This window comes from Parabacteroides sp. AF19-14 (assembly GCF_003635485.1).
In the GTDB taxonomy this organism is placed as follows: Bacteria; Bacteroidota; Bacteroidia; order Bacteroidales; family Tannerellaceae; genus Parabacteroides; species Parabacteroides distasonis.
The window spans coordinates 30,435-45,346 of record NZ_QTMJ01000023.1 but is presented as its reverse complement, the minus strand read 5'-3'; the positions used below and the strand labels follow the sequence as shown (position 1 = coordinate 45,346).

The following is a 14,912-nucleotide window of genomic DNA, read 5'->3' as shown; positions in this document are numbered from 1 at the left end:
TGTAACACATTTCTATTGAGGCATCAAAGTTAGTAAAAAATTACTCGTTGCCAAGATTATAACGTTTCATTTTGTTGAATAGCGTCTTTCTACTGATATTTAAAGCCTCGGCGGTCAGGGTACGGTTATAGTTATGCTTTTGCAGCGCGGACAGGATGCGGGCCCTCTCCGCCAAGGAGTTCGTATCACGGAGCGAGGTGTCTTCTTCCGCTTCCTGAGGAGCTGTCAGTCGCTCCATCTGGTAGCTTTTGATACGGGCGGGCAGATGTCCGGGATGGATTTGCCGGTCTACGCAGAGTATCATGGCGCTTTGTACGGCGTTCTCTAAATCCCGTACGTTACCGGGCCAGTCGTAGGCGCATAACTGATCCATAGCCTCGGGCGTGATGCTCTCGATCGAGAGATTGAGCAAGGAATTATGTTTGCGAAGGAAAAATGCGGCCAGCAACGGGATGTCCTCTTTCCGTTCCCTAAGGGGTGGAAGCTGTATGGTGAAGACATTCAGCCGATAGAGCAGGTCCAGACGGAATTTACCCAGTCTTACTTCTTCTTCCAAGTTCCGGTTCGTAGCCGCCACGATCCGGACATTGACGGGGATCGCTTTCTTGCCTCCGATGCGGGTAATCTTACGTTCTTCTAATACACGCAGTAATTTTACTTGGGCGTCTAGCGGGAGTTCACCGATCTCGTCTAGGAACAGGGTACCGCCATTTGCCCGCTCGAACGTGCCGGCTTGTGTTTCCTTGGCATCGGTAAAGGCGCCTTTCTCATGCCCAAAAAGCTCGCTCTCCATCAAGGTGAGCGGGATCGCCCCACAGTTGATCGCCACGAAAGGCTGGCTCACGCGTTTACTCCGGTCGTGTATCGCCCAGGCGATCAGTTCCTTTCCGGTTCCACTCTCTCCGTGGATCAAGACGGTAGCGTCGGTTTCCGCCACCCGTCCCACTTGGAGCATGACCTGCCTCAGTCCGCTTTTCTCACCGATGATACCGGTGTTCATATCTCCTAACTTGTTTTTCAAGTGCTTGATCTCGCCTTTCATCCGGCAATGCTCTACGGCACGGCTTACGGTAAGGAGCAACTTATCGTTGTCAAAAGGCTTCTCAATAAAATCGTAAGCGCCTTTCTTTACGGCATCTACCGCCAAGGAGACGGAACCGAAGGCGGTTATGAACACGACGACTTGGTTCGGGCATAGCCGTTTGATCTTCTCCAATGCCTCCACGCCGGTAAGCACCGGCATTTGCTGGTCTAGCAAGATCACGTCAGGACGGAAGGAGAGGAGGGCGTCTACGGCCTCTTGTCCGTTCGCGGCGGTTTGTACCTCGTATCCGTCTTCTTTCAAGAGCAGGGCGATCATCGCACGGATGCGCGGCTCGTCGTCGGCTACTACTATTTTTGCTTTCATACTATATATTGCGGTAACTTGATGGTGAAACATGTGCCTTTGCCGGGAGTACTGTGTACCTCGATCTCGCCCTCGTGGCGGTTGATGATACCGTAACAGATGGCGAGTCCTAAACCAGTCCCCTCGTCTTTGGTGGTGAAGAAGGGATTGAAGATGTGATCCAGATCTTTCTCGCCGATGCCTTTTCCGCTGTCCTCGAAGGAGAGGAGCAGGTAATGGGAATGATCGTCAATGGATGCTCCCTTCTCTATACTAATTATTAATGTACGTGAGCGTTCCGGGGGATTCTGGCTCATCGCCTCCACCGCGTTGAGGATGATGTTGAGAAATACTTGTTTGAGTTGCTCGGCATCCGCTTGCAAGGCGGTATTCTCATGGAAATATTCAAATTCCACCTCGACCTGTTGCTTCTTCAGCGTATTATGGACGAGTAGCAATGTCTGGTTGATCAATTGCTCCAGATTGACTTCCGATGAATTCAAGGCGGATGGACGGGCGAAAGAGAGCAGGCCTTGCACGATCTTGTTGATACGCTCCACCTCGGAGATGAGTTCCGTGGCCATCTCCGATTTCACGGGATCGGCCGAGAAATCCTTGCTTAAGTATTGGATCGTGCTACGAATGGCGGTCAGCGGGTTACGGATCTCGTGGGCGGCTCCGGCGGCCAGTTCCCCTAAAGTGGCGAGCCGGTCGGTCCGGTACATCTTCTTGATTCGTTCGGATTGGATCTCATAAAGGGAGGCATGTTCGATGGCGAATGCCGCTTGGTTGAACAAGAGGGAGAGAAGCCCCAGCTCATTCTCGGTAAAACCGGTGCGATCTGTCTTCTTTCCCAGCATAATCACGCCGCTCACCTTATTCATCACTTTGAGCGGGTAAATGAGCTCCGCTTGGAGTTGCTCCAGCTTCTCCCGCTCCTCGGCCGTGAAGTAATCCGCTATATCGGGATTTTGGGAGAGCAGAAGCGAGCGTTCGTTCACGAATAGCCAACTGATCAGTTTATCTTTTCCATTGAAAGAGAGGGAAGAGGATAACGGGCCGTCTTGCGGTTTATACTTTCCCGTATTCTCATCTAATAGAAAAAGATGAATGATCTCTACAGGGCATATCTGTCTGATCTTGGAGATAAAATTATTGATCAGTAGGGACTTATCTGCGATAAGCATCAAGGAACGGTTGAACTCGGAAAGCATCTTGCTGAGTTCGGGCTGCGGTGTATTTGTGTGTCGTTTGAATAAGGATAACATGCTTCTCGGATATTAGGATGGGCAAATGTACTCTTTTTGAGTAAGAATTTACCCGTTTTGAGTAAGGATATTACCCGTTACCCAAAGATGGAATATTTGCTGTTTGTGTATAATATTGTTTATTAGTGAGTTATGTGCTTTGGCACGGCGTTTGTATTCTATAGGGTAAAGAGGGATGATCTCTGGTATATTTGGGTAAAAGTTTACCGATACCCATTTAGTTTCCATAGGAGGGACTATGTTTTTCCTTACTAGAAACTAAGTTTTTCCTTCAATGAAACTAAAGTTTTCCTATAGAGAAACAAAAGTTTTCACAGGAAGAAACAAAAGTTTTCCTAGTAAGGAATTTTAAGAAACTGTAGTTTGTTGGTTATCAATGCTTAGTGGATAGTGATCGCAGACTTGATTAGATACGATAAAAAGAATAAGAATATGAGAAAGAGAGCTGTTATTTTACTCGCTATACTTATAGCGATCTTTGGGGGAAGCGTCAATGCACAGTCTTTCCTAGGTAAGTTAGTAGATGATAAAGAGGCGCCTGTTGGTTTCGCCAATGTGGTGTTATTGAATCCGGAAGATTCCGCGTTCGTAAAAGGGACGGTTAGCGAGGAGTCGGGTGAGTTCGTGTTGGAAGGCTTGAAAGAGCAGTGTTATATCTTGCGGGTATCTTATATCGGATATAAGGATATTTGTCTGGAGTGCCCGAAGGCGGGGGATGTGGGAACGATCCGTCTGGAACCGGATGCCATCGCCTTGGGCGAGGCGGTCGTGACCGGTAAACTGCCTACTTACCAACTAAAGGGAAGTAGCTTGGTGACGAACATTCGGGAGACTTTGCTGAGTACGGTCGGTACGGCGAATGACGTGCTCTCGCATATCCCCGGCTTGGAAAGCTCGGACGGGAAATATACCGTGTTCGGCAAGGGAGAGCCTTTGATCTACATTAATAACCGTTTGGTTCGTGATAATTCGGAATTGGAACGCCTAAGCTCGAAGGATATCTCCAAGGTGGAACTGATCCAGAACCCGGGTGCGGAATATGACGCTACGGTGAAGGCGGTATTGAAAATTCGTACGGTTCGGCATGCGGGCGAGGGATTGGGTGTCAATGTCCGGAGTAATGTTTCCCAAAGCCATAAGACGAGTAACACGGATCAATTGAACTTGAACTATCGTAAGAACGGATTGGATTTGTTTGGGATGGTTAACTATTCCTTGTGGCAAGCCCAAACGAGGCAACGGACAAGTAGCTATATTCAAGTGGACACGCTGTGGGAACAGAAAGCGGAAACGACAGTGGACCAGTCTTCCCGTTCGGTATATGGTCAGTTGGGTGCGAATTACGAGGTGAATGAGCATCATTCCTTCGGCGCTACGTATGAAGGAAATAAGGGTTTTAACTCGGGAGGTGATTTCATATCGGATAACACGATGTACGCAAATAAAACGGTATATGATGTATTGCATTACCAAACCCGCATGGAAACGGACGTAAATCAACACAAGGTGAACGCTTATTATGAAGGGAGGTTTAATGATAAACTAACCATTAGTTTTAATGCGGACTGGTTAACCGGATCTTCGGAGAACCGTATGTTTGCCAATGAGAATAGCGAGATGGATGACGATCGCTTGGTAACAACCAGTAACCGGACTCGCAACCGTTTGTATGCCGTTAAATTAGTGATGACTTACCCGATCGCCGTGGGAGAATTGAAATGGGGAGGGGAATACAGTTATGTACATCGTACGGACCGTTTCGACAATCCACAAAGCATCCTGCCCGCTACCGATAGCAAGATACGGGAGCAGAATGCCGCCGCTTTTATCAGTTATGCCTTGACTTGGCAGAAATTAAGCGCTGAGATCGGTTTGCGTTATGAGCATGTTGACTTTGATTATTATGATAAAGGTATTTTCCTTCCGGAACAAAGCCGTCTGTATGATAATGTCTTCCCGAATGTCGCTCTTTCCATGCCGATAGGAAAGACCCAGATGTCGTTAAGTTATACGGCAAAGACAAGTCGCCCCTCGTTTTATCAATTGCGGAGTGACTTGCAGTACGACGATCGTTTCACTTACGAGGGCGGTAATCCGCTATTGAAACCCTCTTTCAATCACGACTTGACTTATCAATTTGGCTATAAATTTATCCAAGCCTCATTGAATTACCAATATATAAAGGATGTTTCGTCGTTTATGATGAAGGCGTACGAGCCGGATCCGGTCATTACGGTCTTCTCCCAAGAAAACTATCCGAAGGCGCAATACCTTAATGCTTCCGTCTCTTTATCCCCTAAGTTTAATTTCTGGGAACCTTCCCTTTACCTAAGCGTGAGCAAACCTTTCTTTGAGGCTTTTACGATGGGGGAGATGCGATCCTTTAATAAACCGACTTATGGCTTTAGTTTAAACAACTCGTTTCGTTTGCCTAAAGGATGGATATTCTCGTTGGATGGTCGTGTTTCCACAGATGGCGATAATATGCAAGGCTTAAGTAAGCGAACGGGAGGGGTTTATGTGGGGTTACGTAAGTCGTTCTTGAAAGACGAGGCGTTGACATTGAACTTGCAAGGCTTCGATATTTTCGCTACGCAACGTTATTCTTTCGTGATGTATGCGGCGGACCGCAGTATGACGAAATGGAGTAATCCGGATAGCCGCCAAGTGCGCCTGACCGTTACGTATCGTTTCAACGCCACCCGTAGCAAGTACAAAGGTTCCGGTGCGGCTAATGAGGTTATCAACAGATTATGATTATCTTTGTTTCATGTTAGAAGCGATTGATTTAACGAAACGATATGAGGATGGGCATCTGGCTCTGGATGCCTTGAACCTCCGGATCGAACCGGGAGAGATCTTCTTTCTTTTGGGGGCGAACGGGGCGGGGAAGAGTACGACCTTAAACCTCTTCCTCGATTTCATCCGTCCCACTTCCGGGCGGGCCTTGGTGAACGGGGTAGAGGTCCGTTCCAATCCGGCGGAGACACGCCGTCATATCGCCTATGTCTCCGAGAACGTCATGCTGTACGGTGACTTTACCGCCCGGGAGAACTTGGACTTCTTCACACGCCTTACCGGGAAACGCTTGGATCGGAGAGACTATTATCAAGCGATGCGTCGTGTCGGCCTGCCGGAAGAAAGCTTCGAGCGTAAGTTGAAGACCTTCTCCAAGGGAATGCGGCAAAAAGTAGAGATCGCCGCCCTCTTGTTGAAAGACGCCGACAATATGGTGATGGATGAGCCTACCTCCGGCCTTGATCCCCGGAGCACCGCCGAGTTGATGCAACTCTTGCACCACCTCCGCTTGGAAGGAAAATCGATACTGATTTGTACCCACGACCTGTTCCGTGCCCGTTCCTTGGCGGATCGAGTAGGGATCATGAAGGATGGGCGTCTGGTCATGGTCCGTGCCCGTGACGAGTTCCTGCGCGATGATCTGGAACGTATCTATCTGGACTATATGCAGGAGGCGGTCTTATGAGAAATATCTGGATATTCGCTCGGAAGGAGTTCCTGCTAAACGTCCGCTCGTCCCGTTTTGTGGTAGGATTATTGCTCTGCTTGGTGATCGTGCTTTTCACGATGATTGTCAGCGTCAGCGATTATCAGATACAAAAAGAGGTATGTGAGGCAGAGGCGAGACAGGCGGGGGAGGAAATGCGCTCCTGCTTGGTATGGTCTAAAGTGAGTCCTAAGCTCGTCCGTGAGCCGGAACCTTTGAGCCTGCTCAGCCGGGGGATCACGAATAACGTGGGCTATATCGTCTCCATCGACTTATGGGAAATCCCGTTTCTGCCACTTCAATTTAACTGGGCGCAAAACAGCCCGTTCATGAAAGTGTTTCCCCCGTTTGATTTCTCGGCGGTATTGAGCGTTATGATCTCGCTCCTTGCGCTGGTCTTTTCCTATGATGCGGTGACGAGGGAAAGGGAAGAGGGGACGCTTCGTTTCATCTTCTCCTCGTCCGTGAGCCGGTATAGCTTCTTGTTGGGGAAGTGGCTAGGCGTGGTATTGACCGTTTTGCCGATCTTGCTGGCTTGCTTTTTGCTGGCGCTCGGCTTGGTGGTGTTGGGAGGCGGCATCCGTTTTTCGGGCAGCGAATGGATGGGCGTAGGGTGGATGTTTTTGGCTTCGTTTGTCTATTTGGCTTTCTTTGCCTCGTTCGGTATCTTGGTGTCGTCGCTGACGGCCCGGTCGGTAACCTCAATCGTGCTCTGTATGCTCAGTTGGCTGACATTCCTGTTCGTGATTCCGGCTTTGTCCTCCTACGCTTCCCGGAGCATGGTGGCCTTGCCCTCCTATAAACAGGTGGAGAATGAGAAGGTGGAACTTTTCTGGTCGATGAGAGGAGAGTGTAATAAGCGATGGGTGGAGCTACGGGATTCCATGAGGCTCCAGTCACTTCAATATTTATTTAACATGGAGGATGGGGAAGGCATGAAAGATATCCGGGGAGGTTCTCGCTTGGTGCTGGAACATACCCGCCGGATGGCCGTCGTAGAGGCTAATATACGGATGGATCATGCGGAGCGGCTCTGGAAACTGGATAAGGAATACTCGCGTATCTTGTCTGCCCAGCGGAAGTGGCAGGATATCTTGAATCTTCTCTCCCCGTCGGCTACTTATATCCGTTTGATGGCCCGGCTGGGTAATACCGATGCCGATGCGCTTTTGTCTTATATGAGCGATGCCCGCGACTATCGCAAACGGTTCATCCAATACTTGACGGATCGGGACCTGTTCTATTCGGCCTCTTATGTGACCCCTTGCCGGGAGGATGAGTTCATGCCCCAAGCGGAATGGGAGGCGTTAGAGCGACAATGGGAGAGACTCCAGAAGGAAGATCCTGCCGCTTTTGAGAAGACCATGAAAGAGGCAGAGAAACAGTATGCCGACGCGAACTACTCGCCTGTGGATGTTCGGGATGTTCCTCGGTTTTGCCCACGGGAATTATCCGGCTGGCAACGGGCGAAGAAAGGGATGCGGGCATTTGTCCTCTTATCCCTCCTGCTTATCGGGTTCTTATCGGGTGGTATATATATTTTTAAAAGATATGATTTGCGATAGTCTTATAGTATATCGTCACGAGGTGAGCCGCCTGCTGCGTAGTTTGCGCTTCCGGGTATCGTTCGTGCTTATCGTGCTGTTATTTGCCGGCGGAAGTCGTTTGTTTGTCTCGCTCTACATGGAGCAGCAGGCTACTTATAAGCAATTGGTGGAAGATGAGGTGCAAAAGGAACGTGAGTTGAGCGATAACCTGACGAATTTCGCGAATCATCTACGAATATTCCGTTACTCTCCCCGTACGGACGGTTTCCTGTATGGCTGTAAAGAGGAGGAAATGGTAAACTCCATTCAATATAATGTATGGAACGCGGGAAGGCTGGAGGTGGAACAAGGAATGTTGAACCCTTTGCTGGACACGAAAAGCTCGGTGGACTGGACGTTTATCGTCTCGATTTTCATTAGCTTTATCGCCCTGTTATTCTCTTATGATTCGATATGTGGAGAGAAACGGGATAAGGTGTTAGGCTATTTGTTATCCTATCCCATTTCCCGGAGGAACTATTGGATCAGTAAGATATTCTCGCATATATCCGTTGTCATGCTCTTATTGCTAGGAGGCATATTCGTGGGATTATTAGCCTTAGGCGATATGTTACCATCCATCTATACGCCCTCTTTCATTTATAAGTTACTCGGATTTATCGGAATCAGCCTTTTACTGATCACGTTATGCGTCTGCTTTGGACTTTTCGCCTCCGTCATGACAAGGCATTCGAATGTAAGTCTGCTGATCTGCGTATCCTTCTGGCTGTTTGGGACTATTATCATCCCGAATAGCGCCACATTCTGGGGCTATACCCTTTATCCGACCCCTTTATTGCGAGACATAGCCCAAGAGGTAGAGGCGAAGGAGAGCCAATTGACCAAAGAGGCACCTCCCGGTAGCATGGCGCAACAGAGTGAGAATCCGTTTTATCCCTATCATGAACGCCGTGCGATCCTGTGGATGAAAAAGAAAGAAGTAAGGGAGAAATCCTATCGGGATTACTACGAATGCCTGATCCGCCAGTTCGAGGGAGTCCGTCGATTGACCCTCCTGTCCCCAACCGTCCAATACGAGCGGGCGATGGAAGCCCTATTAGGAGGAGGCCATCTACGATTCCAGAAAAATTGGCGTGATTTACAGGCCTTCCAACTTACGTTCCTCGCATGGTTCAAGCAAAAAGACGCCGAGGACCCGGAAAGCCCACATTGGTATAATCCTTATGAGGATGTCTCTACCAGCCGAAAGTCGTTTGATATAAAAGAAGCGCCTCGATATCAAGAAAGAAGCGTTCCCTTAAAAGAACGTCTTGCGCTTATTGGCCTGTATGCGCTGACCACGTTTTTCTTTATCGCCTTACTGGTATGGGGAGGGTTTCGCTTATTGGAAAAGTACGATGTGCGATGATAGAAATGATTAGTAGATAAGAATGGGCATTGTAGCCACCTTTGAATGGGCATTATAAGAAGGTTACAATGGGCATTCTAATCACCTTATAATGCCCATTGTAATATTGGGTTACGCCTTAGTGCTTTTTTGTGAGAGCTTTTCTAGGAAATATACGATCCCAAAACCTAAGATCATCAATCCGACGGCCTCCCAAACAAACTGATTCGGAGCGATATTCGCCTCGACCAACGGCTTGGTCATGCCATGGCTATCCACATAGGTCTCGATCGTTTCTTTCCAAGGCCATACCTTGTTAAGCGAACCCAACATGAATCCGGCCAATACGGCGATCGTTATATCATGGAATTTACGAAGGGCGAATGACAACACGCGGGAGAACGTCGTGATACCAATAGCCGCACCCGCTATAAACACCAACATAACGGGAACGTTAAACGTCTTGACCGCCTCCATGATATAGAAGTATTTTCCGAGCAACACTAAGATAAAGCTACCCGAGATACCCGGCAAGATCATGGCGCAAATAGCGATAGCCCCACAGAGGAAGATAAAGAGTAAATTACTCGGAGTCTCGGCGGGAGTCGCCACGGTGATATAAAAAGCGATCACTGCCCCGACAACAAAACTCAAGATCGTCTTCCAGTTCCATTGCTTGATATCCTTAGAGACGAACCAAGTAGAGGCCAGCACCAAACCAAAGAAAAAAGACCATACCAAGATCGGATGATACACCAAGAGATACGTAATGATCTTCGCCAGCGAGAATATACTAATACCAATACCACCCACGATAGAAAGCAAGAAATTAGCGTTGATCCCTTTCCAGAAGGCCGCTATTTTCCCCGTGAATAATTGTTTCAATGTCGTCCCGTTAATACTTTTGATAGAGTCGATCAGTTCCTCGTAGATACCTACGATAAAGGCGATCGTTCCTCCCGACACGCCGGGAACGACATCCGCCGCTCCCATACCCATACCTTTTAATACTAAGAAACCGTAGTCCTTGAGATTTCGTTTGTTAGGCATATTACATTATTAATTGTCTAATTACTGTTATCTTTATTCTTTAAAAACTCTTTTACCAGATCCTCGGGTTGGATATGTTTCTTCTCTTTATCGGAATCGATGGTAAAGTCCGCGAATACTTCTGGTCCCACTTTACGAAGCAAATAAAGAAGATCATCTCCGGATATTTGGCCGATATGCTCCATGAAATTTTCCATATCACGGTTATCCAGATAAGCCATAGCCAAATGGATGTGAATCATTGGAGTCTTCGGGTTGATTTGAAGGACTTTCTTGTAATAAGAGATCGCCTTATCTACATCTCCCTTAGAAAGCAAATATTGTCCGGCATGAAGCAGGCTGTTGCATTCTTCTTGAGTTTCCGGATTGATACTTTTCTTATCGATGATCTTGAATATCTTATTCGTAATAGCGATAGCCTCCTCCTTTTTCCCGCTATCAAGCAAGCAAAGCGCTAAAAGAGAAAGGAGACGGACATTGTTCGGATACAATTGCGCCGCCTTGAATAACATGATGGAAGCCTCGTTGTCGCGCTCAGTCTCGGTACAACAACGGATATAATTGATATAATTGGTCGGCCCATCCTCCATATCCGGATCGTTTATGATCGTGGAAAGCAGTTGGTAAGCCTTCTCATATTGCTCCAGCTTCATATAACATTCCGCCATGAGTGGAGAGATACGGCGCATCACCTCCTCATCACCCTCGATTTCTTGATATTCCTCGATCGCCTTCTCATAGCTCTCGTTCATATACAGGCAGTACGCTTTCAATATTTTCAGTTCCGTATCGGAATCATCACACGTCAAGGCGAAGTCGAAAGCCTCGATCGCTTTCTCGTAATCGCCAACCATGGAATGTAGCCTTCCCAACGTAAACCAATACTCGTATGAGAAAGGATTCTTATCGATTAGCTCATTACATAACTCGATCGCCCGGGGAACGTCTCCTTCCGTCTCGAGGATGTAGCAAAGCTCATTCTTAAGGATCAAGTTATCCGGAAATAAAGCCAAGCCACGGTCCACGAAATCGCGGGCCTCTTTGTTCATGTCTAAATCATTCAGGATGGGGGAGATGTACTCGAAGACTTCCTCCAAATAGTCACAATCCCTAGTGATCAACTCTTCCGTGATCTCCAGAACCTTGGGATATTGGTTGAGCGAGCAATAGCATTCCATTTTTAACATATCCAGATCTTGGTTATCAGTCTCCGCTATATTCTCGAGCAGAGCGAGAGCGCTCTCATAATCCTCGTTATACGCGAATTGCCTGCCTTTCTTGATTTGCAAGGCGGAATTACCGGGATGAAGCTTTAGCCCGAGGGCTAAGACTTCATCAAAGTAAGTATAATCGTTCGAATCTTCAAAGCTGTCCAACATTTCATCGATTTGATCAGCGTCGAAATAAGGCTCCTTACCCTCTTCCTTCGCTGAAAGATAATGTTGTAACAAGCGTGAGATATCGTCTTTTTTCATTTACTATTCTTTATTTATTAATCTTGCTCCACGTGTCCTTTAGCCCTACGGTACGGTTGAATACCAAGTTGTCGGGGGTGGATTCGCTATCTATGTTGAAATAGCCGATACGCTGGAATTGAAGGTAGGAAAGCTTGGGCAAGGTCGCCACGAACTTCTCTACGTAACAGTTTTTCCGGATCTCCAAGGAGTTCGGGTTGATGATTTCCTTCATCGCCTCTAGCGGGGAGCAATTCTTCTCCTCCCGGATAGCGGCCAATTCGTCTCTAGGGTTCTCCACCTTCCAAAGGCGGTCGTATAAGCGTACTTCCGCTTTTTGGCAATGGGCGCGGCTTACCCAGTGCAAGGTACCTTTTACTTTACGGTTAGCGTCCGGCATACCGCTGCGGGTATTCGGATCGTATTCGCAATATACCTCGGTAATCTCACCGTTCTCGTCTTTCTTACAGCCCGTACATTTTACGATATAGGCGTTCTTCAGACGAACTTCCTGTCCCGGTGTCATCCGGAAATATTTCTTGGGAGCGTCTTCCATGAAGTCCTCACGTTCCATCCACAACTCACGGCTGAACTCGATCGTATGGCTGCCGGCTTCCGGATCTTCCGGGTTGTTGATCGCTTCCAGCTCCTCGACCTGTCCTTCCGGATAGTTGGTGATAATCAGTTTCACCGGATTGATCACGGCGGATACACGGATGGCGCGGGCATTCAGATCCTCGCGTACGGCGCTTTCCAGCAAGGCGAACTCGTTCAGGGCGTCGTAAGTCGTATAACCGATCTTGTCGATGAACTTACGGATAGACTCCGGAGAGTAACCCCGGCGGCGGAAACCGCAGATGGTCGGCATACGGGGATCATCCCAGCCGTTTACCAAGTTCTCTTTTACCAATGTAAGCAGGTTACGCTTGCTCATCAGCGTGTAGCTTAGGTTCAATTTGTTGAACTCAGTCTGTCGGGGGCGGTTGTCGTTCAAGTCCTCGCCTTCCTTTAGCCAATCGATAAACAAATCATACAGAGGACGGTGTACGACAAACTCCAAGGTACACAAGGAATGCGTCACGCCCTCGAAGAAATCGCTCTGTCCGTGGGCGAAGTCGTACATCGGATACGCTTTCCACGTCGTGCCCGTACGATGGTGCGGATGGTTAACCACCCGATAGATGATCGGATCGCGGAAGTGCATGTTCGGGTTTGCCATGTCGATCTTCGCGCGAAGTACCATGGCACCTTCCGCTATCTCACCCGTGTTCATCTTCTTGAAGAGAGCTAGGCTTTCCTCGATCGGACGGTTGCGATACGGGCTCTCGATGCCCGGTTGTGTAGGCGTGCCCTTTTGCTGGGCTATTTGTTCGGATGTCTGCTCGTCAATATATGCTTTACCTTCCTCAATGAGGCGGATCGCGAAATCCCACAATTGCTGGAAGTAGTCGGACGCGTAATAAATATTTCCCCACTGATATCCCAGCCATTGGATATCCTCCTTGATCGCCTCCACGTATTCCTCATCCTCCTTCGTCGGGTTCGTGTCGTCGAAACGGAGGTTGCAGATACCGCCATGGCGTTCAGCGATGCCGAAATCTAGGCAAATGGCCTTCGCGTGGCCGATGTGAAGGTATCCGTTGGGCTCGGGCGGGAAACGGGTTTGTACACGTCCTCCGTTCTTGCCTTCCGCTAAATCTTTCTCTACGGCTGCCTCAATGAAATTCAGGTTCTTCTTGCCTTCTTCTTCGTTTGTATTGATATCGCTCATACTTAAAAATTGATAGTTTTTCTTCGAATGGGGCAAAGGTAGCGATTTCTTTTTAAAATAGGCTGATGAGCAGGGCTATATTTAGGACGGTTACCATCGTTCCCAACAGCAAGAGGATGATGGTCGTAGAGCGGCTGTTCGCGTAGACACCCATGACCTTCTTGCTGGAAGTGAGGTACACTTGCGTGAAGACCGTGATCGGCAATTGCACGCTCAACAACATCTGCGACAGGATCAATCCCTTGAACGGATCGCCGATCAGGAATATGATGGCCAAGGCGGGGACGAACGATAGCAGGACTCCCAGCTTGGAGTGGAGGTCGGTATGATTGTACGCCTCGCCATAGAATCCGGCGAAGATGGAAGCCCCGGCGATACCGGATGTGATGGTCGAGGAGATACCTGCCAGTAATAGGGCGGCGGCGAAAATCACCCCGGCGTTATTTCCTACGAGGGGTACCAATAACTGTTGCGCTTGGTCCAGCTCGTCTACGGCGATGTTTTGCTTGAAGAAGGTAGAGGCGGCCAAGATGATCATCGCCGAGTTGATCGCCCAGCCGATCACCATGGACAGGAGCGTGTCGTAGAACTCGTACTTCAGTTGTTTCTTGATGACCGACTCGTCTTCTAGGTTCCATTCCCGGCTCTGTATCACCTCCGAGTGCAGGAACAGGTTGTGAGGCATCACGACGGCTCCCAGTACGCTCATGATGATCAGCATGGAGTTCTCGGGGAAGGTGGGTTTCACCCAGCCTACCACGGCCTGCCCCCAGTCTACGTCGACCAACGCCAGCTCGTATAGGAACGAGAGCCCGATAATGGACACGAACGTGATGATCCAGCGTTCGGTCTTACTATATGTATTACTGAATAGCATGGCGAGGCATACGATGGTGACGATCACCGCTCCCGCCTTGATCGGCATACCGAACAACATCCGGAGGGCGATGGCTCCACCGAGTATCTCGGCGAGGGAGGTGGATACGCTGGCGAGCATGGCCGATCCTAGGATCGGGCGGCTTAGCACGCGGGGCATGTATTTGTTGGTCGCCTCCGAGAGGCAGAGGCCGGTCACGATACCGAGGTGGGCCACGTTGTGCTGGATAATGATCAGCATGACGGACGAGAAGGTGACGACCCACAGGAGGGCGTAGCCGAACTCGGAGCCTGCGGCGAGATTCGTCGCCCAGTTCCCGGGATCGATAAAGCCTACGGTGACAAGTAATCCGGGGCCGATATATTTTAGCAAATCCAATGCCCCGGAGCGGGGGCGGTGGTTGATCTTCAGTTTGTCTAGTAAGTTCATGTTTGTATGGATACTTTTAAATTTAAAAAACAGCGTAAAGATACGAATAGTTTTGTTGTTACCCAACGGTGGCCGGAAATACGTTCGGACGGCCGATGGCGGGTATCCGTACGGCTGTCCTCTTGTAGCTGCCCGGCTGTCCGTCCGTATCCGTACGGCTGCAAAGATGTAGCTACTCGGATACAAAGATGTAGCTGCCCGGATACAAAGATGTAGCTACTCGGATACGGATGGGCA

Annotated in this window: 10 protein-coding genes; 4 read left to right on the top strand and 6 right to left on the bottom strand. The window is 48.9% G+C overall.

The window, feature by feature from the left end; genetic code table 11:
- Positions 1 to 40 precede the first annotated feature (40 nt).
- Together DWX33_RS18425 and DWX33_RS18420 are read right to left on the bottom strand one after the other, a co-directional pair.
- Entirely contained in the window at positions 41 to 1,408 is a 1,368-nt protein-coding gene (locus DWX33_RS18425) for a sigma-54 dependent transcriptional regulator (protein ID WP_057318806.1), read from the bottom strand.
- Complete coding sequence (locus DWX33_RS18420; RefSeq protein WP_008771891.1) at positions 1,405 to 2,655, bottom strand: GAF domain-containing sensor histidine kinase; 1,251 nt, start codon at positions 2,653 to 2,655, stop codon at positions 1,405 to 1,407. Before DWX33_RS18420 ends, DWX33_RS18425 begins: the two co-directional genes overlap by 4 nt.
- Before the next feature lie 432 nt (positions 2,656 to 3,087).
- Here DWX33_RS18420 and DWX33_RS18410 point away from each other — a divergent pair, with 432 nt between their 5' ends.
- Genes DWX33_RS18410 through DWX33_RS18395 form a run of 4 tightly spaced genes read left to right on the top strand, consistent with a single transcriptional unit; the run spans position 3,088 to position 9,115 of the window.
- A complete protein-coding gene (locus DWX33_RS18410) occupies positions 3,088 to 5,412 on the top strand; it encodes an outer membrane beta-barrel family protein (RefSeq protein WP_122380833.1) in 2,325 nt (774 codons plus the stop codon).
- A gap of 13 nt (positions 5,413 to 5,425) precedes the next feature.
- Positions 5,426 to 6,139: an ABC transporter ATP-binding protein gene (locus DWX33_RS18405; protein WP_057318804.1), complete on the top strand. Its 714-nt coding sequence runs from the start codon at positions 5,426 to 5,428 to the stop codon at positions 6,137 to 6,139.
- Complete coding sequence (locus tag DWX33_RS18400; RefSeq protein WP_122380832.1) at positions 6,136 to 7,725, top strand: ABC transporter permease subunit; 1,590 nt, start codon at positions 6,136 to 6,138, stop codon at positions 7,723 to 7,725. The genes DWX33_RS18405 and DWX33_RS18400 overlap by 4 nt, the downstream gene beginning before the upstream one ends.
- Positions 7,712 to 9,115: an ABC transporter permease subunit gene (locus DWX33_RS18395; RefSeq protein WP_122380831.1), complete on the top strand. Its 1,404-nt coding sequence runs from the start codon at positions 7,712 to 7,714 to the stop codon at positions 9,113 to 9,115. The genes DWX33_RS18400 and DWX33_RS18395 overlap by 14 nt, the downstream gene beginning before the upstream one ends.
- 111 nt (positions 9,116 to 9,226) lie before the next feature.
- Here the strand turns inward: DWX33_RS18395 and DWX33_RS18390 are convergent, their stop codons facing one another.
- Genes DWX33_RS18390 through DWX33_RS18375 form a run of 4 tightly spaced genes read right to left on the bottom strand, consistent with a single transcriptional unit; the run spans position 9,227 to position 14,675 of the window.
- A complete protein-coding gene (locus DWX33_RS18390) occupies positions 9,227 to 10,144 on the bottom strand; it encodes a DUF368 domain-containing protein (RefSeq protein ID WP_009276071.1) in 918 nt (305 codons plus the stop codon).
- Positions 10,145 to 10,161: 17 nt separating this feature from the next.
- A complete protein-coding gene (locus tag DWX33_RS18385) occupies positions 10,162 to 11,619 on the bottom strand; it encodes a tetratricopeptide repeat protein (RefSeq protein WP_008771897.1) in 1,458 nt (485 codons plus the stop codon).
- Between the two features lie 10 nt (positions 11,620 to 11,629).
- Positions 11,630 to 13,369 carry a glutamine--tRNA ligase/YqeY domain fusion protein gene (locus DWX33_RS18380; protein WP_122380830.1) on the bottom strand — a complete coding sequence of 580 codons (1,740 nt, stop codon included), beginning with the start codon at positions 13,367 to 13,369 and terminating at the stop codon, positions 11,630 to 11,632.
- A gap of 52 nt (positions 13,370 to 13,421) precedes the next feature.
- Complete coding sequence (locus DWX33_RS18375; protein ID WP_008780456.1) at positions 13,422 to 14,675, bottom strand: Nramp family divalent metal transporter; 1,254 nt, start codon at positions 14,673 to 14,675, stop codon at positions 13,422 to 13,424.
- Positions 14,676 to 14,912 lie beyond the last annotated feature (237 nt).

Coding starts and splice junctions, on each gene's coding strand:
- DWX33_RS18425 (WP_057318806.1), bottom strand. CDS start 1,408: ATGAAAGCAAAAATAGTAGTAGCCGACGACGAGCCGCGCATCCGTGCG.
- DWX33_RS18420 (WP_008771891.1), bottom strand. CDS start 2,655: ATGTTATCCTTATTCAAACGACACACAAATACACCGCAGCCCGAACTC.
- DWX33_RS18410 (WP_122380833.1), top strand. CDS start 3,088: ATGAGAAAGAGAGCTGTTATTTTACTCGCTATACTTATAGCGATCTTT.
- DWX33_RS18405 (WP_057318804.1), top strand. CDS start 5,426: ATGTTAGAAGCGATTGATTTAACGAAACGATATGAGGATGGGCATCTG.
- DWX33_RS18400 (WP_122380832.1), top strand. CDS start 6,136: ATGAGAAATATCTGGATATTCGCTCGGAAGGAGTTCCTGCTAAACGTC.
- DWX33_RS18395 (WP_122380831.1), top strand. CDS start 7,712: ATGATTTGCGATAGTCTTATAGTATATCGTCACGAGGTGAGCCGCCTG.
- DWX33_RS18390 (WP_009276071.1), bottom strand. CDS start 10,144: ATGCCTAACAAACGAAATCTCAAGGACTACGGTTTCTTAGTATTAAAA.
- DWX33_RS18385 (WP_008771897.1), bottom strand. CDS start 11,619: ATGAAAAAAGACGATATCTCACGCTTGTTACAACATTATCTTTCAGCG.
- DWX33_RS18380 (WP_122380830.1), bottom strand. CDS start 13,369: ATGAGCGATATCAATACAAACGAAGAAGAAGGCAAGAAGAACCTGAAT.
- DWX33_RS18375 (WP_008780456.1), bottom strand. CDS start 14,675: ATGAACTTACTAGACAAACTGAAGATCAACCACCGCCCCCGCTCCGGG.